Source organism: Halorubellus salinus (genome assembly GCF_020567525.1).
GTDB lineage: Archaea > Halobacteriota > Halobacteria > Halobacteriales > Natrialbaceae > Halorubellus > Halorubellus salinus.
Genome location: NZ_JAJCVI010000003.1, coordinates 523490 through 542244 on the forward strand (window position 1 = coordinate 523490; position 18755 = coordinate 542244).

Below are 18755 nucleotides of genomic sequence, written 5' to 3' on the forward strand. Positions count from 1 at the left end.
AGTGTGTTACTATCTTCGTAGTCGCCAGCCGATACTATTATAGTAGTACAGATTCTACGTGGTAGTACACAACGGGCCCGGCCGCCCGGAGCTATACCGATGACAGAAACGACGTTCACGACGCTGACCGAGCGGGGTCGTACCGAGCGCGAGGGTGCCACCCGGCGACGCGAAGAGGGGACCCAACGCGAGACCACCGACGAGGCCGTCGACGAGGAGACCTGCCCGGAGTGCGACGGCAAACTCCAGGCCGACGAGACCCACGGCGAGACGACGTGCCGCGACTGCGGACTCGTCGTGGACGAGAACGAGGTCGACCGCGGCCCCGAGTGGCGCGCGTTCGACAGCCAGGAGAAGAACGAGAAGTCCCGCGTGGGCGCGCCGACGACGAACCTCATGCACGACAAGGGGCTCTCGTCGGTCATCGACTGGCAGAACAAGGACGCCTACGGCGGGCAGCTCTCGGCGCGCAAGCGCCAGCAGATGCAGCGCCTCCGCACGTGGGACGAGCGCTTCCGCGCGAAGAGCGCGAAGGACCGCAACCTCAAGCAAGCGCTCGGCGAGATCGAGCGGATGTCGAGCGCGCTCGACCTCCCGGACACCGTCGCGGAGACGGCCGGCGTCATCTACCGGCGCGCACTCGAGGAGGACCTCCTCCCGGGTCGCTCCATCGAGGCGGTCGCCACGGCGTCCGTGTACGCGGCCGCACGCCAGTCCGACGTCCCGCGGAGTCTCGACGAGTTCGAGCCCGTGAGTCGCGTCGACCGCCGCGAGTTCGCTCGCGCGTACCGGTACGTCGCCCGCGAGCTCGAACTCGCGATGGAGCCGACGAACCCCGACGACTTCCTGCCGCGGTTCTGCTCCGAACTCGGCGCGAGCGAGGAACTCAAGCGTCGCGCGACGGACCTCCTGTCGGCTGGGAAGCGCGCGCACGTCCACAGCGGCAAGAGTCCCTCCGGGCTCGCCGCAGCCGCGATCTACGCGGCGAGTCGCCTCCTCGACCAGGAGTTCACACAGGAGGAGGTCGCCGAGGTCGCGGACGTCAGCGCCGTCACCATCCGGAGTCGCTACCGCGAGCTGCTCCGGGCTGCGGACGACCAGCACTACGCGACCGCCGACTGAGCTCCCCCGCGGACCGACTGCTCCCGCGACCACCTGCTCCCACAGGCCGCAGCAGTCGGGCCACGCACCACGGGCGGCCGTCGAGTAACGACTTTCAGTACGCGATTGTAACCACCGAGAAAGCAATGGACCGAACGAGATGGCAACCATGACCGAGTACGGCACCGTCGACGCCGTCCCCGAGACCGAGGAACTCCTAGAGGCGCTCGGGTTCACGGAGTACGAGGCGAAGTGCTTCGTGGCGGCGACGCGCGTCGGCACAGGCACCGCAAAGGAGGTGAGCGAGGTCGCGGACGTTCCGCGGGCTCGCGTCTACGACTGCATGGATTCGCTCGCCGAACGCGGGCTCGTCGACGTGCAGGAGGCGAACCCGAAGAAGTATCGTGCGGTGCGACCGGAGACCGCGGTCGCGACGCTCCACCGGGCGTTCGAGACGCGGTTCGACCGGTTGAACGAGCTGTTACCGGAGTTGCACGCGACGGCGCGCGAGTCCGAGGACGACGACGTCTGGGTCATCGAGGGCGGTGCGGACGTCGCGGAACGCATGGTGGCGTTGATCGATGACGCCGACGAGTCGGTCGTCGTCGCCATCGGTGCGGAAGGACTGCTCAGCGAGGAGCTGGTGGCCGCGCTCGTCGCGGCGACCGAACGCGGCGTGTCGGTGACGGTCGGGTCTCCAGGGGAACCGATCCGCGACCGGGTGATGGCGGCGCTCCCGGACGCGACGGTGCAGGAGACGTGGACGTGGTGGAAGTCCTTCCCCATCCGACCCGGTGCGGTGTCGAGCGTCCTGCTCGTGGACGGCCGGGCGCTCCTCGTGAGTAGCGACGACCCGGGGTCGCTCCCCGGCCGCGAGGGCCATCGCGCGGTGTGGACGGACGGCGCGAACACGCCGCTGGTCGGATTGCTTCGACCGCTCCTGGAACGAGCGGTCCGCGGCGAGGCACAGACGACGGGCGAACCGTCGCCCGTCTAGGACGACCCCTCGCTCGTGTAGGAAGAACCGGTTCTGGCGACGAACCTGGTTTCAGTCCATCTCGACGACGTTCCCGCACTCGGGGCACTCGAGGTGCTGGCCGTCGCTCGTCATCACGAACTGGAGCGAGTCGGCGTCCCCGCAGTCGCGGCACTCCATGGGGACGCGAACGTCCGTGCTCCCCTTCGGGGCGCCGAGTGCCAGCACGACGGCGTCCGCGTCGCCCTGGTTCTCGCTCGTCTGGTACTCGCCGGGCGCGAACCGGATGGCTTCGTCCGGACCGACCGCGTGCTCGCCGTCTGGCGTCTGGAACGTCACCGTGCCGTCGACGACGTAGAACACCTCCTCCTGATCCATGTGCGCGTGCATCCCGCCCGAGAGCGATTGCTCGGGTTCGAGTCGGTAGTAGTTGATCGCGAGGTCGGTCGCGTTCAGTTCGTCGGTGAGTGCGCGCCGGTCGACGTCCTCGCCGGCGAAGAACCGCGGTTCGACGTCGTCGATGTCGACGTGCTCCATGCCGACGGCTACTGGACTCTCCCGTGAATCGTTTCCGGTCCACCGCAACTGCTTCCGGTTCCGGCCCCGGACCGAGCGCCGCTACCGGACCGCCGACGCGACGCCGATTCGGTCCACGTCACTCGCCTGGTGGGTCGACGGCGGCGAAGTCCAGGTCGTGATCGTCGAGGAGGCGTCTCGCACGCGGCGTGAGTCCGGGTGCGACGAGGACGCCGCGCGGGGTGGCGTCGCCGTGGAGGTCGGTCGCGAGCGCGTCCACGTAGCGAGCGAGCTGCGAGACGGCGGCCGGCCCGGCTCGTTCGCGCTTGAGTTCGAGCACCACCGGCTGCCCGTCCGCGGCTTCGGCGTACACGTCGACGGGGCCGGCTGGCGTGTCGCGCTCCGTCGCGAGCGGACGCAGTCCGGGTTCGACGAGCTCGGGCTGCTCGAGAATCCGGTCCTTGAGGTCGGCTTCGGTCCCGCTCGGCGCGCCGGTCGCGTGCTCGTCGACGTGGAACGCGGTCGCGAGGTCGATGGCGTCGAACGTGACGACGAGCTGGTCGTCGCCCGCGACCGGTCCGGCGGCGAGGACGAGCGCGTCCGCGTCGTCGTCGAGTGTCACGTCGATGCGTTCGCCGTCCGGTTGCGGGTGAAGCGGTCGATGGCCACCGGGGCCGTGCACGAGGGCGGTTCCATCCGGCTTGCAGGTGGCGTGCCGACGCGCCCGCGGGTGCTCGCGGCTGGCGCGTGTCGTCGACGCGACGGTGCACGCGCCGACGAGCGTGACGTACCGGCCCGCGTCGAGCGCGTCCTCGACGAACGACGTCGCTCTCGACGTGGTCGGGTCCCGGAGCGTCCGGACGGCCTCGTCTGACACGACCGGTCGTTGTCGCGGCCGATGGTTAAGCCTCTCGCGTCCGCGGCGGTATCCGCTCGACGCGTCGTCCGTCCACGTCCGCAACGAGCGCGTCGTAGAGGCGTCGATGCGCTCGCGCTCGCTCAGCGTCGTCGACGGTCGCGTCCGTACTCGGAAGTCCGGTCGCGCTCGCGCCGCGCCGCCACGCTCGCAGCTCCCGGGCATCGACGCTCGGGTCGCGTTCTCGGCGGAGCGACACCAGCGCGCCACCGTACGCGGCCGTCGGAGCGTCACGCCAGAACGCGAGGGGTTCGAACGCGCGAACGCAGTACGTCTCACTGACGACGAAGACCGCCTCGTGCGCGATCGGGTCGACGTACTCGGCGGCCAACGCGCCGAGGTCCTCGGCCACGCCGAGCGGTCCCGGCCTGACCCGGGACGGGCCGTTGTCGCTGCGCACGCCGCCCAGCGGCGTCGAGTCGGTGATCGCTTCCAGCAACCGGTAGCCGCAGGCACCCCACTGCGAGTACCGGACGGTGAAGCCGCCGGTCGGTCGTTCGTACCCGACGAGCGCTCGATGCCCCACTATCGCTCCCTCCGAGCGTGCATGGCGACCGTGGCCGCGTCCTCGTACTTGAACGAACGCCCGGTCGAACCGTCGGCCGCCGTCGGCAGCGTCGACACGCCGGTTCGCGCTGCCGTACCCCTCGTTCAGCCGACGCGAGGCTGTAACGTATTTGTGTGTTCGCTGCCTGGGTGGTTTCCAACGGGTATGTCCAGCGAGACGAACGTGGACGACGGGGTGGCGTCGTGGGAGTCCGAACAGGGGGCTGACGCCGAGGAACCGACGGACGGAACGAACGACGAACCGGGTACGGGTGACCGTTCGGTCGCCGAGTACACGGAACCGACGAGACGCGCGGTGCTCGCGGCGACGTCGGGGGTGGTCGGCGCGTTCGGTCTCACCAGTGCGACCGCGACTGCACGTGCTGGGGCGAGGACCGCACAGCGATCTTCGACGGACGACGGCGTGGACACGCCGACGGAATGGCTGATGAACGGATTCGACCTCCGGAACACGCGGTTCCCGAGGAACGCGACCGCGCCGACGGGGTCCATCGAGGAACGCTGGTCGTTCGACGTGAGCGTCGACCACGTGAACGGCGGGTCCTACAAGACCGGTCGCGTCGAGTACGCCCCACCCATCGTCGTCGACGGGATGGTCCTCGTCGGCGACGGGTCGCTGCGCTCCGACCGGAACTACCTGCACGCCATCGACAAGGACTCCGGGGAGCACGTCTGGCGCAGACGGATGCCCGAGATGAACACCTCGCCGGCCGTCGGCGAGGGGCGCGTGTTCGCGGCAGGGAACGCGTCGTTCGTCGTCGGCCTCGACCTCGAGACGGGGAGAGAACAGTGGAAGTGGGGGACTGGCGACGTCGTTCGGTCGTCCCCGAAGTACCACGAGGGGAGCGTGTACGTGGGGAGCGACGACGGGACGTTCTACGCGCTCGACCCCGGCAAGGGCTTCAGTCAGTGGGAGCACGACACCACGGACGACGCCAGCAACCTGCGGATGTACGGCAGTCAGCCGATCCACGACGGACTGGTGTACGTGAACACGTGGGCGCCACAGGGCGGGCCGTCGTTCCTGTACGCGCTCGACGTCGAGGACGGCGGCGAGGAGTGGACGCACCAGCTCTCGACAAACGGTGGTGGAGCGGCCCCGCCCGCAGTCGGCGACGACTATCTGTTCGTCCCGAACGGAGGACGGAACCGGATGGTGGCGTTCGAACTCGGGAGTCACGACCCCGTCTGGGAGAAGGGTGACTTCGACTTCGGCCCGCGGAACGGCGCGGCGGTCGCTGACTGCCGGGTGTTCGTCGGGTCCCAGGGCGGGCACGTGACGGCGATGGACGTGGAGACCGGCGAGTGGGCGTGGCGGTCGGATACGCGCGCGGCGGTCGAGATGCCGGTGATGGTGGCGAACGGGACGGTGTACGCGGTCGACCAGGAGGGCTGGCTGTACGGGTTCGCGGTACAGGGTGGCGGGAAGCGCTTCGAGTACGAGATCGGGGAGCAGGCGTCGACGACGCCGCGGGCGGTCGACGGCGACCTGTTCGTGGCCTCGAACAAGGACGTGCAGCGCTTGACCGGGGACGCTGGGTCGTTCTCCATCGACCCGGTATGCGAGGTCGAGCAGCGGACGACGTCTACGACGAACGCGCAGACGGGGGAACCGACGGCGACGTCGACGACGGCACCGACGGGGACGACCGGTGCGGACGATACGGACGCGGCCGAGACGACGACGTCGGGGAGCGGTGGGCTGCCCGGGTTCGGGCTTGCTGCCGGGGCGAGTGCGCTCGCAGCGGCTGCCGGTGTCGCGCTACGGCGTGCTCGACGCGAGGACGACGTCGAGTGAGGCGACGCGGACGGTCCCGACTCGGAGTGAGCGATAGTCGACCGAAAGCCGGCCCTTGAAGAGCGCTGCGGGCGAACCGGGAGCTATGGCTGTATTCACGGACCCGCCGGCGTGGCGACCGACGAGCGAGGACCCGGTCGACAACCAGTTCGGGCACGTCGTCGAGGGGACGACGCTCGACGACGCGGACGCGTTCGACGCGGTGCTCGTCGGCGTCCCGTACGACGGCGCCGTCATCTCGCGGCAGGGAGCGAGCGAGGGCCCGAGCGCGATCCGCGGGGCGCTCGCGAGCACGAAGACGCATCACTTCGACGCCGGTCCCGTGACTTCGGTGGGCGACCTCGGGGACGTTGGCGTCCCGCAGGGGCCGACGGCGATGGTGCAGTCCGCGATCGCGGACACGACCCGCGACGTCCACGAACTGGATGCGACGCCGGTGTTCCTCGGGGGCGACAACTCGACGACGTACGCGAACGCCAGCCCGTTGCTCGACGCGGCCGTCGGCGCGGAGAGCGAGTCCCTGGGGGTCGTGAGCTTCGACGCGCACCTGGACTGCCGGCAGGTCCGCGGCGACCCGACGAGCGGGTCGCCGTACCGGCAGCTGCACGACGACGGCATGGACGCACTCGCCGTCGTCGGCGCCCGGCACTTCGAGACGTCGACCGGCTACCACGACTTCGTGCGCGACAACGACTACGAGATCGTGACCGCCGAGGAGGTCGGCGACGACGACGTCGAGGCCGCCGACCGTGCGCTCGACTCGCTCGGCGACGTCGACCAGATATACGTCAGCGTCGACATCGACGTCCTCGACGCCCCCTACCAGGGGTCGAGTGCGCCCACGCCCGGCGGCATCACGACGCGCGAGCTGTTCCGGATGGTGCGCATCGCCGCGAGCGACGACCGCGTCGCCGGGTTCGAGGTCGTCGAGACCGCACCGCCGCTCGAGGAGTCCGGTCGAACGGTCGACGCGGCCGCACGGACGGTCGCGCACTTCCTCGCCGGCCACGGAACCTGAAACGACCATCGTTCCAGCCCCGACGGACCACGCCGTTCCCGCGACGCCGGGTAAGTTTCAAGTCCCTGATGCACGTCGCTCGGGCATGGACGTCATCGAACGTTTCAACGACCGGTACCCGTTCGGCCAGCACCTCGGCATCGAGATCACGGACGCCGAGGACGGCGTGGCGCGCGGGAAGATCGAACTCGACGACCATCACTCGCTCTCGGAGTCGACGCGCCTCGCGCACGGCGCGGTTCCCTTCGCGCTCGCGGACTCGCTCTCGGCTGCCGCGCTGGCGAGCGTCGAGGGGAATCCCGGGCCGACGCTGGACGTCCGCATCGACTACCTGCGGCCCGCGACCGGCGACGTCCACGGTGAAGCGGTCGTCGACCGGTACGGGAACGAGACGGGCGTCGTCGAAGCGGAACTGCACGACGCCGACGGGAATCCCATCGCGAAGACCCGAGGGGTCTACAAGACGAACATGGTCGAGGGGAAGAACCCGTTCGTGGACTCGGACTGACCGTGGACTCGGACTGACATAGTCACTCCACTCGACCCGGTCAGTCGTCCACGGGCGGCGGTGCCGCGTCGTTCCCGAGCGTCGCTCTGGCGTCGGTCGCGACTCGTTCGGCCCCGACCTCCTCGGCGAGGTCCAGTGCGGCCCTGGCGTGCTCGATAGCGCTCGGCTCGTCGCCGATGCGTCTCGCGGACGCACCAAGTCGCTGATAGACGACCGCCTGCACGTACGGGTCCGAGACCTCGTCGACGACCGATTCCGCGGCGGCGAAGCACTCGCGGGCGCGCTCGTTGTCGCCTCGCCGCTCGCTGATGCGGCCGCGGACGCACGACAGTAGCGCGGTCGGCGCGACGCTCCCTTCCGCGTCCAGCAAGCCCTCGGCGGCCGACGCGTGCTTGGCGGCCGCCTCGAGCGCGCCCGCCGCCAGCTCCACGCGAGCGAGATTGATGCGCGCCTTCAACCGCCAGGGGTCCACGCTGATGTCGCGGAACGTCTCCAAAGCCGCCACAAGCTCTTCGCGGGCAGTCTCGTGGTCCTCTCGCGCCAGCGCGAGCTGCCCGAAGCGCGTGCGTATCGTCGCCTCGACGCGCTCGACGCCGGCCTCCAGTGCCTCGTCGAGCGCCCGTTCGGCGTGGGAATCTGCCGCATCGAGGTCGCCGCGGCGCCGCGCCACCTCCGCGAGCGTCTCGTTCCTGATCGCGTCGTACATCGGTTCGCCGACCGACTCGTTGTGAGCAGCCGCCCGAGCGAAGTACGCCTCGGCCTCGTCGAGCCGCCCCAGGAGCATTGCGACGTTCCCCAAGTTATTCAGGGCGATCACGCGCCACCGTTCGGTCCCAGCGGTGTCCGCGGCGAGCAGCGACTGCCGGTGGTGCGTCATCGCGTCCTCGTACCGGCCACGTCGCTCCGCGATGCGACCGAGGGTCATATAACAGCTGGCGATCCCGTAGTTCGATCCGATGTCGTCCCGAAGGTCGAGCGTTCGTCGCGCGTACGTCTCCGCCGAGTCGTGCTCGCCCATGTGGAACTTGTCGACAGCGATGGACTCCAGGCACCTGGCCTTCCGTCGCAGGTCCCCGAGGTCGTCGAACATCGACGCGCCGACCTCCTCGTATTCCGTCGCTCGCTGGTAGTTCCCTCGCCGGAACTCGATCTGGCCGAGTCCCAGGTGACAGCGAGCGATGCCGGGCTCGTGGTCGTTCTCGCGGTGGATCTCGAGCGCGCGTTCGACGTGGTCCTCGTAGGCGTCGAGGTCGCCCTTCCGGCCTAGGACCGAGCCGAGGACGAGCAGGCAGTTCGCTCGCTGTCGGTCGAACCGCGACGGGTCGTCGTGCGCGTCGATGGCGTCGAGGACGGACCGGAACGCTGCGGCGGCGGCGTCGAGGTCGCCCGCGTCCGATAGCCGTTCGGCGCGTCGGTGCCCGCACTCGAACACGGTCGACTCGGAGCACGCGTCGCGGAGGTCGAACGTCGGGTTCTCGAACGTCCCGTAGTACGGCGCCAGCTCCAGCGAGCCCTCGCTCGCCGCGAAGAGCTGGTCCGCGAGGTCGTCCGCCCAGGCCGTCGGATTTGCCGCGATACGCTGGAGGACCGGCGAGTTCCGCGTGCGGACGTCCAGCGCCGCACGCGCGTCGGCGTTCGTCAGGTCGAAGACGTTCGCGAGCGCGTCGCCGAGTCGCTCGGGCGCGTCCACGAGGACCTCGAGCGCCTCCATCAGGAACGCGAGCGCCCACTGGTTGTGCGGCGTCCTGAGGCCGCCTCGGTCGTCGTCGACGACGAGCTGACGGCCGGTCAGCGCCGACAGGACGGCGTCCGTGGTGACGTCCGCGTCGACGGTCTGAGCCTGGACGAACTCCTCGTGGACCGGGAGCTCCGCGACCGTCAGGAACTGCGTCAGGAGTGCCGTCGACATCGTGACGTCCGAGGCGTCCTGCTGGAGCGCCCTGATGCGCTGCTGGACGTCTTCGACGAGCGGCGTCGGCGTCACGTCGTCGGCCGTCGACACCGGGTCGGCGCGGAGACAGATGTGGTGTGCGAGCAGGAACATCCCGCCGGACACGGACGTCGCGTCGCCGACGCTGTCGCGGAGTTCCTCGCCGGTCACGTCGAGCGTCGTCCCGGTCGCCGCCTCGTACCGGTCGAGGAGTCGCCTGCACTCGGACGCGTCCGGCGCCGAGACCGACGTGACGGCGACCCCGTCGTTCTTGTAGTCGCGGACGGCCGCGTCGACGGGGAGGAGTCGCGTCTCGCTCCAGTCCGAATCGCGGGCGTCGAGGAGGAACTGGACGTCGTCGGTGGACGCGTACTCCGCGGCGACCTCCAGGACCGCGTTCGCCTCCGAGCGGACCGCGTCCTCGACGACGACGAGCACGTCGTCAGTTCGTTCGCGCAGGAACCCCCTGAGGCTCGCCACGGACTCGACTGGCTGCCGTTGCCCTGACGCCCGGTAGATGGCGGTTCCGTGGCCGCTGTCGTTCCACTCGCAGGCGACGGCCTTGCAGACCGTGCTCTTCCCGGCCCCCGGTTTGCCGACGACCGCGACGTCCTCGCCCGCGTCCAGGCGTTCGAGGAGCGCCTCGGTGAGCGACCCCGACGCCGACTCGTCCGGCGCGTGTCGCTCGATGGCGAGCCCGTCCCTGACGTCCGCGAGCGTCAACCCCGTCCGGAGTGCCGTCGCCAGGTCCCGCGACTCGTGGGTCTCGAAGTACGACGCCGAGAGCAACACGAACCCTTCCGCTTCGAGCACGCGCGGGAGTGACGTCGAAGGCCCCCCGCGCTTTCTCGTCCCCGGTCCGACCGTCGGCGCCGACTCGAACGCATCACCGACGGCTTCCGCGGTCGTCCGACCCGACTCGACGAGCGCGTTCGCCCACTCCATCGCCGCCGCCGAGTCGTTCCGGACCAGACCGAACCCGCAAGCGTCCTCGTCGTACAGCAACGCGTGCACGGCCTCGACGCCGTCGTCCCTGGCCAGCACCAGCGTGAACGACGGCGTGTCGCCCGCGAGCACGTCCACGCCCTGTTCGGCGAGCCAGGAGAGCGACCGATGCTCGTTCCGAACCGACTCGTAGAGCGATTCGTCGAGGACGACGGTCGCGTCCGGTACGCCGACGAGCGCGTTCTGCCAGTGATCGAGCGCCGGGAGCGCGCGCTCGCTCGCGACGACGACCTCGACCACGTCGGCGTCGTCGATGGACTCGCGGACGCGTTCGAAGTTCGCGTACGTCCCGGCGTCGGCCGCCGAGAACCGCGCTGCATCCCGGAGGAACTCGGGCGCGACCGCCGCGTCGTGGTCGAGTCCAGCGAGCATCGGCGTCGCCTCGAGGACGTCCGTCTCCGTGGCCACGAACTCGTGGTACGCCTCCACGGCGAGCGTCGCCGCGAGCGTCGGTTCGTGGCCCGCGGACGCGTCCCTGACCAGGCCGGCGTCCTCCAGTTCGCCGACCGCGCGATTCACCGTCGCTCGCGAGTACCCGAGTTCCGCGGTCAGTTCGCGCTTCTCGAGCGGCTGGTCGGCGAGTGCGGTGATGAAGTCCGCGCGTTTGACGACGAGCGAGAGGGCGTCGGGACCGAGCATCTGATGACGACTCCTGATACGGTGCTCAGGAGACAGTGACACTAATGTCTTTAGGCGGATGGCATCCCGTCACGGAACTATCAGCGAGCGCACCTTCTCGGTCGGTGAGAAGCTGCGTCAGGCGTTGAGTAAATCCGTCCACATCGGTTCCCTTGGGGTGGGTTGGAAGTCGCCCGCTTCCGAACCCAAGAGGGAGTGTCGCGGCGGCCCGCTGGGGGATTGAACTGGTTGAAAGCGCCAGTGGGCCGCCCGCCTCGACTGCCGTCTGCCACGGTGTCCCGCTCGCATCGGAGGCCTGGGGGGTCTTCGACGTGCACCGTCTCGTCGACGTCGCTCAGTCGTCGGCTACTGGCGCGTCCGGCCCGTACTCCTGACTGATGGCCTTCCACTTCCCCGAGCGGTACCGCCAGAAGTTGATGACGGCTGGGACGAGCGCTTCGCCCAGGAACGACAGGTAGAGTCCGGCGATACCGACGGCGGGGACGACCGCGCCGACGTACGCGAGCGGGATGGCGAACCCGACCATCCCGACGACCTGACTGTAGAACGTGACGTTCGTGTCGCCAGAGGCGTCGAGTGGCCCTGCAGCCGTGCCCTTGACGCTCTGGGCGAGCACGGCGACGCACGCGGCGTACGTGAGTCCGACCGCGGTCGGGACCGTTCTCGGGTCGGCGTCCGCGCCGACGAACAACTCGACTATCGGTTGGGCGAACGCGGCGACGACCACCGCGAACACGGCGTACGTCGCGAGCGAGAACACGAGGATGTCGTTCGCGTACGCTTCCGCGTCCGCTTCGTCGCCCTCGCCGAGTTCCTGGCCGACGAGGCTGGATGCGGCGAGCGCGAACCCCCAGCCGGGCGTGTTCATCAACCCCATGATGCGGCGGACGATGACGTACGCGGCGACGACGCTCGGCCCGAACAGCGCGACGATCGCGAGCATCGGGAACTTCGCTATCGTCCACACGGAGTTCCGGCCGACCACGGGGAGCCCGATCTCGAAGACGTCCGTGATGGTGTCGCGGTGGAGGTACGTCCCGAAGGGGTCGACCTGCACGGGGAGGTCGCCGACGCCGGGGATGTGGCCGGCGAGGAGTGCGAGGACGAACGTCGCGGTGACGAGGACGTTCGCGAGCACGGTCCCGAGCGCGGCTCCCGTGACGCCCATGTCGAGCACGAAGATGAAGACGGCGTTCGCGAGGATGTTCACGATGGCGCCGCCGCCGCGGACGAGCATCGGCGTCCATGCGTCGTCCGCACCGATGAAGACGCGGCTCCCGACGAGGTTCAGGCCCGCGAACGGGACGCCGAACGCGACGACGCGGAGGTAGTCCGCGCCGGCGCGCGTCGTCGCCGCGTCGTTCGCGATGAGCGCGACGAGGTCGTGGGGGACGGACGCGAACAGCGCGGCGACGGGCAGGGTGAGCGCGAGCACGATGACGGCACTCGACCGGATCGCTTGCCCGATCTCGTCGTGTGCGTTCGCGCCGAAGCCCTGCGAGACGAGCGCGATGGTGCCTGCCGCGAACCCGCCGCCGAGCGAGAACGCGATACCCCAGAACGGCCCGGCGAACCCGACGCCAGCGATGGCGACCTCGCCGACGGCGATGCCGACCATCGCCACGTCGACGGCGTTCTTCGACATCCGCGCGAGTCCGGTGACGATGCGCGGCCAGGAGAGGTCCGTCGTCCGCACCACGTGCTCGCGGCGCACCAGCCCCAGGCGGGCGAGCAGCATGCCGACGCCGAGCAGCAGCAAGCGGACTGGATTCTGGTACCGGACCACTACGAGATAGTATTTCGATTCGAAAACATAGGGGTTTCCTTCGCGGTACGCCACGGTACGCGCTCGTGCGGTGGATGCTCGCACGGCGCCCGGTCGTGTGCGGGCAGCGTTCGGGAACGTGCCCGAGAACTGTGGCGACGGTGCGCTGGACGACGAGGGTGACGCCGGCGAGGACGGGGAACGCTGCGACCGGGAGGACTCACAGCAACGTTGATATGACCAGTTACCGTCTCGAAGTCATGAAACGAACGCTCCTCCTGTGCTGTGTCGTCGCGATGGTCGCGCTCGCCGGCTGTAGCGGCGGTGGTGGCGACGACGCCGCGGCCGCGACCAGCGACCCGTCCGGAGACGACGCGCCGGCCGGTGGCGGCACGGACGACGGCGATACTGGTGACGACTCGGCGGGCGGCGACGCCGGAGCCGATGGCGACGGCGGCGAGGCAGCCGTCGACCGACCCGAGATAGCGATGCTCGAGTTCGACCGCTCGGAACGCTACGAGTACCAGACGTACGCGTACGGCGAGAACGCGACCACCGTCGTCGACGTCGTCGTCGACGGGGACGACGCCGAGTTGACCATCTCGCACACGTCCGACGCTCGCGACGTGACGAACACGTTCGCCGCGTCGGCGAACGACCCGGAGAGCGTCATCGACGTGCTGTCAGAGAACATGGACCAGGGCGGCGTCGTGTTCGTCGCGCAATCACAGGACGTGTCCGGCATCTTCGTCCAGAACGACGTGCCCTTCGAGCTCGGCGCCGAGTTCGAGAACGAGGTCGGCAACGTCACCGTCACCGGCCGGGACACCATCGGTGGCGTCGAATGCCTGACCTACGACTTCTACTTCGGGGACGAACTGGTGGAGACGGGCTGTCTGTCGCCCGAACTCGAGATCCCCGTGCAGTGGGCGAAGGCCGACGGCGACGGTGGCGTGCGGATGTCGATAGAGTTCGTCTCGTACGAGACCGGTGACGCGCGGTTCGTCGGGCACTCCATCTCGACGATCGACGGCTGACCGGACGACGGGCCGGGGTCTCCCAGAGACCGACCACCAGTCCTTCATTTAAGTCATTCTGGTCGTAATGGGTTAGAGTGAGGAGGTTCACGCCGGGCGTCGGCGTCTCGCGCGGTTCGTTCTATCGTCTGTGGTCCCACGGTTTAAGTACCGGCGGGGTCGTAGCGTCTGCGTATGACCGAGCGGTCTGCCACGCCCGTCGACGACCCGAGGGACGTGGACGACGGGTTCGAGCGCCGGGACGTGAGCGCGGGACCGGGAGACGGGTCGCTGTCGCGCGTGGACGCGGTGAAGGACGAACGGTTCCGACGGTGGGACGTGGCGACGCCAGCGGCGACCATCATCGGTCGTGCGGAGTCCCCCGATGGGGACGTCGGCGAGAACCTGCGCCGGTTGCACGACGAGCAGCATCCGGCGATGGCCGGGCATAGCGCTCGCATGCATCGGCTGGAGAAGGCTCGCATCACGCACGCGTACGCGTCGGCGCTCGACGTGACGCCGTGGGAGCGCGATCGCGCGATGGGTATCATGACCGACCTCGACCTGACGGTGTTCGGCCAGCAGCGCGCCATCGAGAAGGTGTCGCTGGTCGTCCTGAAGTACGTCGTCGACGACGAGCGCGAGCGCCGGCTCGGGTTGCAGGACCAGGAGTTCGTCGCGGGCCTGAATCCCGACGAGATGTCGTCGCTGTACGACCGCTACGAGTCCCTGGCCGACGAGGAGCGCTTCCAGGAACTCGTGGACGCACAGGGACTGGACGTGACGAAGGTCAATAGACTGGAACGAACGCTCCGCGAGCAGGTCGTCGAGCAGGACCTGGAGGGTGCCGTGCTGGGTCGGTCCCCGTACCGCGACCCGGCGATGCCGGACGTCCGCGACGACGGGGACGCGTCGGACGTCCCCGCGAGTGGCGTGGACTCGACGTGAGCGCGGTGGCGGCTGGCGTGCGTACTTCTTCCGTGTCTTCGGTGCACCTAGCACCTAGGCCGACCAAAACCTACCAGAAAGATGAAAGTTTTATCGTTCTGCCGGTCCGAGACCCGATATGGTCGACCTCGCCGCGCTCGCGTTCGTCTTCCTCGCCGGACTCGTCACGGCCATCGCCACCGGACTCGGCGCGATCCCGTTCTTCCTCTTCGACGACGTCAGCGACCGCTGGAACGTCGCCCTCTGGGGGGTCGCCTCCGGCATCATGCTCTCCGCGTCACTCTTCGGGCTCGTCAACGAAGGCCTCGCAGCGTCGGCCGGGACCGGCGTCCCGTGGCTCCTCGTCCTCGGTCTCCTGGCCGGCGTCGCACTCGTCGTCGTCGCGAACCGCGTCCTCGAAGGCGTCCACGTCGGCGGGACCGAACCCACGCCGGACGGCGGGGAACGCGTCGCCGACGTCCACCACGACGACCACGGTGACGGACACGACGCGGACGAGCACGACCACCACGATGCCGGAGCCACCCACGACCACGGACACGACGGAGACGACCACGGGCACGACGGAGACGACCACGGGTTCGACCCGGCGGCGTTCGCGGAAGCCGACCTGAAGAAGCTCGTGCTCATCCTCGGCGTGCTCACCGTGCACTCGTTCCCCGAGGGCGTCGCCATCGGCGTCTCCTTCGCGGAACTCGGCTTCGAGGGCGGCGTCCCGATGTTCGGCCTCGTCGTGCCCGTCCTCGCGATCTTCATGACGGTCGCGATCAGCATCCACAACATCCCGGAAGGGCTGGCGATCTCCATCCCGCTGCGTGCGATGGACGTCAGCGAGTGGCGGATGGTCGGCGCCGCCATCTTCTCCAGTCTCCCACAACCCATCGGTGCCGTCATCGCGTTCGCGTTCGTTCGCGTCGCCGAGGAGTTCCTTCCCTTCGGGTTCGGGTTCGCCGCCGGCGCGATGGTGTACCTCGTCCTCACCGAGTTCGTCCCGGAGGCGCTCGAAGCCGGTGCGTCCCTCGAGGGCAAGGGGTACCGCGAACTCGCAGCGGGACTGCTCGGTGGGTTCGCGGTGATGGTCCCGCTCCTGTACGTCGGGTGAACGACGGCCGCTCGCGTCGCCGGATGCGAGAGGAGGTGTCGCGTCGCCCGATCCCGTCGAGCTCAGTCGACGTACTGATCGATCTCATCGCTCGTCGCGAACACCACGACGACGCGCTCGACGGTCCCGTCCTCGCCGACGAGCGGCTCGGCGTTCAGGACGATCTCCTCGCGTACGTCCTCGACCTCGACGACGTACCGTTCGCCCCTGAGCTCCTCGCCGTTCGCGAGGACGCGCGCCACGGGGAGCTCCGCGGCGGCGAGACGCGTCCCGTCCGGCGCGCAGAGCACCCAGTCGCTCGTATCGTACGCCCGAACGTGTAGCGACTCGGTCGGCATCCGGAGGAGTTCGCGAGCGCGCCGGTTCGCGACCACGACGTCCCCGTCCTGGTCGTGGACGACGATGTCGACGGGCGTCATCTCGACGATGCGTTCGACGAGCGTTCGCTCCCGTTCCAGGTCCCGGTTCGCGTGATACCGGTCGATGGCGTTCAGGACGCGGTTCGAGAGCACCTCGTACTGGCTGGCGTCCGTGGACTTCTGGAGGTACTCGGTGACGCCCTTCGAGATGGCGTCGCTCGCCACGTCCTCGCTCCCCTTCCCCGTGAACAGCACGAACGGGAGGTCTGGGTGGCGGTCGCGGACGGTCTCCAGGAACTCGAGGCCGGTCATCCCCGGCATGTCGTAGTCGCTGACGACGCAATCGGCGCTCTCGAGATGGGGCAGTGCTTCGTTCGGGTCGGAGAATCCCGTGGCGGTGACGTCACCGTGACGCTCCAGTTGCGTCGCCGTCAGGTCGGCGAACGCCGGTTCGTCGTCGACGCACACCACCCGGTGGGGTGCCATGGATACCGGAACGCGTTCCAGCATCAAGGTGATTGTGCTTTGGTACCAAGTTTTTCGACTGTCCCGACGGACGCCATCTTCGTACCGGGTCGTCGAGGAGCGGTGGCGGCAAGGTCGCGGCGATTCCACGTGCTTGAAGCAACTGCAGGGGTAAGGCTCCCGAGAATGGTACTTGGGACGGACAATCGCGTGTTCGCGCTCGCGATGGCGCGGCTCGCGGATTCGCTCGGGAACTCCTTCCTCGTCATCGTCCTCCCGCTGTACATCGCGAGCGGTGAGGTGTCGCTCGCGGGTCTGGAGGGGTTCTCGACGGAGTTACTCATCGGCGTCGTCCTCTCGTTGTTCGGGCTCCTGAACAGTTCGCTCCAGCAGTTCACCGGACGAGCCAGCGACCGCGCCGGGAAGCGGAAGGTGTTCATCCTCGCCGGCCTCGTCGTCTTCGGCGTCGCGAGCGCGCTCTACCCGTTCGCGTCGTCGTACTGGGGTATCGTGGGGTTGCGGGCGTTCCAGGGCATCGGTGCGGCGTTGACCGTTCCGGTCACCATCGCGCTCGTGAACGAGTACTCGACGGACGCGAGCCAGCGCGGCGGGAACTTCGGCGTGTTCAACACGTTCCGCCTCATCGGGTTCGGGTTCGGCCCTATCATCGCGGGCATCCTCATCACGGGCGGGTTCTCGTCGAACGAGGTCGTCACGTACCAGGTCGCGGGTGCGGCGATCTCCGGGTTCGATGCGGCGTTCGCGGTGGCGGTCGTCGGCGCGGTGGTGTCGTTCGCGCTCGTCTCGTACCTCGTCGACGACCCGGAGACGGACGGCGGCGCGGCGACCGACGACCTCTCCGTGGCGATATTCGGTCGCAACCAGCTGTTCGACCCGGTGTTCGTCGTCGGCGTCGGCACGTTCTTCATGGCGACGGGGATCGCGATCTACGCGACGCTCCAGGAGGTCGTGAATACCGCACTCGGGCAGGGGCCGTTCCTGTTCAGCGTGCAGTTCGCGGCGGTCGTCATCGCGAACGTCATCTTCCAGGTGCCCATCGGGCGAGCGAGCGACCGGTACGGTCGACGGCCGTTCCTCGTCGCGGGGTTCGCGCTCCTCGTCCCGAGCGTCCTCGCACAGGGGTACGTGCCGGCGGCCCAGAGCGTGCTCCCGGCGACGGTCTTCGGCGTGAACGCCGCGGCGATCCTGATGATCCTACTGCGGCTCCTCCAGGGCGTCTCGGTGGCGATGGTGTTCGCGCCCGGGTTGGCGCTCGCGGGCGACCTGGCGCGGCGCGGGCAGTCCGGGACGACGCTGTCGGTCCTGACGACAGCGTTCGGGTTCGGTGTCGCGCTCGGGCCGCTCGCGGCCGGCTACCTCATCCGGTTCGGGTTCGCGGTGCCGTTCGCGTTCGTCGCGGTGCTCGCGGCGCTCGCGTTCCTACTGACGTACTCGCAGGTGTACGAGACGGCGTTCCTCGCGGAGGACGCCGGTCGGTCGTCCGCGGACTGACCGCGGTCCGGTCTGGTACGCGGGACCGCCGACGGGTGTCGGGTGCCCGGTGTCCGGTGGCTGGTGGCGGTCAGTCGTCGCGGGGAACGGCCGTTCGAGCGGTAGCGATGGCGGCGGCGATGGCGTCGCCCGGGCAGACGACCTCGACGTCGGGGATCGCGAACGCGGATGCGTTCCGTGGGTCCTGGAGGACGGCGTAGATTCGCTCGAACGCCCCGGTCGTCCGGAGTCGTTGGACGAGCAGGAGCGTTCGAGCGTCCGACGGTGCGAGGACGACGATGGGGTCGGTGGGGGCGGCGTGCGCGGTGACCTGTGCGACGAGCGCTGCCTCGTTGGGGACGTGCGTGGCGTCGTAGCTGGCGACGTCGGCGACGGCGTCGGGGTCGGTGTCGACGTGGACGACGGGGTGGTCACCGGCGAGGCTCTCAGCGAGAGCACGGCCGCGTCGGCCGCCGCCGACGACGAGGTATCGGTCCCCGACGTCGGGTTCGACCGGCGTTGCGGGTCGGTCGGTCCGCCGTGGGTCCGAATCCGGGAGTTGTGACTCCATAACACACCTAGTACGCTGGAGTATTTATGTATTGGCCATATTTTACCGGAACGGTAAATACCTC

16 protein-coding genes are annotated in these 18755 nt (G+C 69.1%); 9 read left to right on the forward strand and 7 right to left on the reverse strand.

Features of this window, described 5'->3' with window-relative positions; all coding sequences use genetic code 11:
- The first annotated feature begins 99 nt into the window (after positions 1 to 99).
- Both LI336_RS10835 and LI336_RS10840 read left to right on the forward strand, forming a co-directional pair.
- Positions 100 to 1122 (forward strand): transcription initiation factor IIB, encoded by a 1023-nt coding sequence (locus tag LI336_RS10835; protein WP_227133146.1) that lies wholly within the window; start codon positions 100 to 102, stop codon positions 1120 to 1122.
- Positions 1123 to 1270: 148 nt separating this feature from the next.
- Positions 1271 to 2098 (forward strand): TrmB family transcriptional regulator, encoded by an 828-nt coding sequence (locus LI336_RS10840; protein WP_227133147.1) that lies wholly within the window; start codon positions 1271 to 1273, stop codon positions 2096 to 2098.
- 51 nt (positions 2099 to 2149) lie between these two features.
- On the opposite strand, the gene LI336_RS10845 is transcribed toward LI336_RS10840, so the two are convergent.
- The 3 genes from LI336_RS10845 to LI336_RS20400 form a co-directional block, all read right to left on the reverse strand.
- Complete coding sequence (locus LI336_RS10845) at positions 2150 to 2614, reverse strand: cupin domain-containing protein (protein ID WP_227133148.1); 465 nt, start codon at positions 2612 to 2614, stop codon at positions 2150 to 2152.
- Between the two features lie 118 nt (positions 2615 to 2732).
- On the reverse strand, positions 2733 to 3470 hold the full coding sequence (gene nucS, locus LI336_RS10850; RefSeq protein ID WP_227133149.1) for an endonuclease NucS: 738 nt from the start codon (positions 3468 to 3470) through the stop codon (positions 2733 to 2735).
- Positions 3471 to 3495: 25 nt separating this feature from the next.
- Entirely contained in the window at positions 3496 to 4035 is a 540-nt protein-coding gene (locus LI336_RS20400; RefSeq protein ID WP_227133150.1) for a DUF6735 family protein, read from the reverse strand.
- Between the two features lie 186 nt (positions 4036 to 4221).
- On the opposite strand from LI336_RS20400, the gene LI336_RS10860 reads away from it, so the two are divergent.
- The 3 genes from LI336_RS10860 (at position 4222) to LI336_RS10870 (ending at position 7400) form a co-directional block, all read left to right on the forward strand.
- Entirely contained in the window at positions 4222 to 5874 is a 1653-nt protein-coding gene (locus LI336_RS10860; RefSeq protein ID WP_227133151.1) for an outer membrane protein assembly factor BamB family protein, read from the forward strand.
- Between the two features lie 85 nt (positions 5875 to 5959).
- Positions 5960 to 6892, forward strand: a complete 933-nt coding sequence (gene hutG / locus LI336_RS10865; RefSeq protein WP_227133152.1) for a formimidoylglutamase — start codon at positions 5960 to 5962, stop codon at positions 6890 to 6892.
- A gap of 85 nt (positions 6893 to 6977) precedes the next feature.
- On the forward strand, positions 6978 to 7400 hold the full coding sequence (locus LI336_RS10870) for a PaaI family thioesterase (RefSeq protein ID WP_227133153.1): 423 nt from the start codon (positions 6978 to 6980) through the stop codon (positions 7398 to 7400).
- Positions 7401 to 7440: 40 nt separating this feature from the next.
- On the opposite strand, the gene LI336_RS10875 is transcribed toward LI336_RS10870, so the two are convergent.
- On the reverse strand, positions 7441 to 10974 hold the full coding sequence (locus LI336_RS10875; protein WP_227133154.1) for a tetratricopeptide repeat protein: 3534 nt from the start codon (positions 10972 to 10974) through the stop codon (positions 7441 to 7443).
- A gap of 334 nt (positions 10975 to 11308) precedes the next feature.
- Positions 11309 to 12712 carry an MATE family efflux transporter gene (locus LI336_RS10880; RefSeq protein ID WP_227133212.1) on the reverse strand — a complete coding sequence of 468 codons (1404 nt, stop codon included), beginning with the start codon at positions 12710 to 12712 and terminating at the stop codon, positions 11309 to 11311.
- A 287-nt stretch (positions 12713 to 12999) separates the two neighbouring features.
- On the opposite strand from LI336_RS10880, the gene LI336_RS10885 reads away from it, so the two are divergent.
- From LI336_RS10885 to LI336_RS10895, 3 genes are all read left to right on the forward strand, one after another.
- A complete protein-coding gene (locus LI336_RS10885) occupies positions 13000 to 13776 on the forward strand; it encodes a hypothetical protein (RefSeq protein WP_227133155.1) in 777 nt (258 codons plus the stop codon).
- Between the two features lie 174 nt (positions 13777 to 13950).
- Positions 13951 to 14703 (forward strand): DNA-directed RNA polymerase subunit epsilon, encoded by a 753-nt coding sequence (locus tag LI336_RS10890; protein WP_227133156.1) that lies wholly within the window; start codon positions 13951 to 13953, stop codon positions 14701 to 14703.
- Positions 14704 to 14821: 118 nt separating this feature from the next.
- Positions 14822 to 15805: a ZIP family metal transporter gene (locus LI336_RS10895; RefSeq protein ID WP_227133157.1), complete on the forward strand. Its 984-nt coding sequence runs from the start codon at positions 14822 to 14824 to the stop codon at positions 15803 to 15805.
- 62 nt (positions 15806 to 15867) lie between these two features.
- Here LI336_RS10895 and LI336_RS10900 read toward each other — a convergent pair whose 3' ends face one another.
- Entirely contained in the window at positions 15868 to 16650 is a 783-nt protein-coding gene (locus LI336_RS10900; RefSeq protein ID WP_227133158.1) for a response regulator, read from the reverse strand.
- 165 nt (positions 16651 to 16815) lie between these two features.
- On the opposite strand from LI336_RS10900, the gene LI336_RS10905 reads away from it, so the two are divergent.
- Positions 16816 to 18141, forward strand: coding sequence for an MFS transporter (locus tag LI336_RS10905; protein WP_227133159.1), 1326 nt, complete (start codon positions 16816 to 16818; stop codon positions 18139 to 18141).
- 70 nt (positions 18142 to 18211) lie between these two features.
- On the opposite strand, the gene LI336_RS10910 is transcribed toward LI336_RS10905, so the two are convergent.
- Positions 18212 to 18691: an NAD-binding protein gene (locus LI336_RS10910; protein WP_227133160.1), complete on the reverse strand. Its 480-nt coding sequence runs from the start codon at positions 18689 to 18691 to the stop codon at positions 18212 to 18214.
- Positions 18692 to 18755 lie beyond the last annotated feature (64 nt).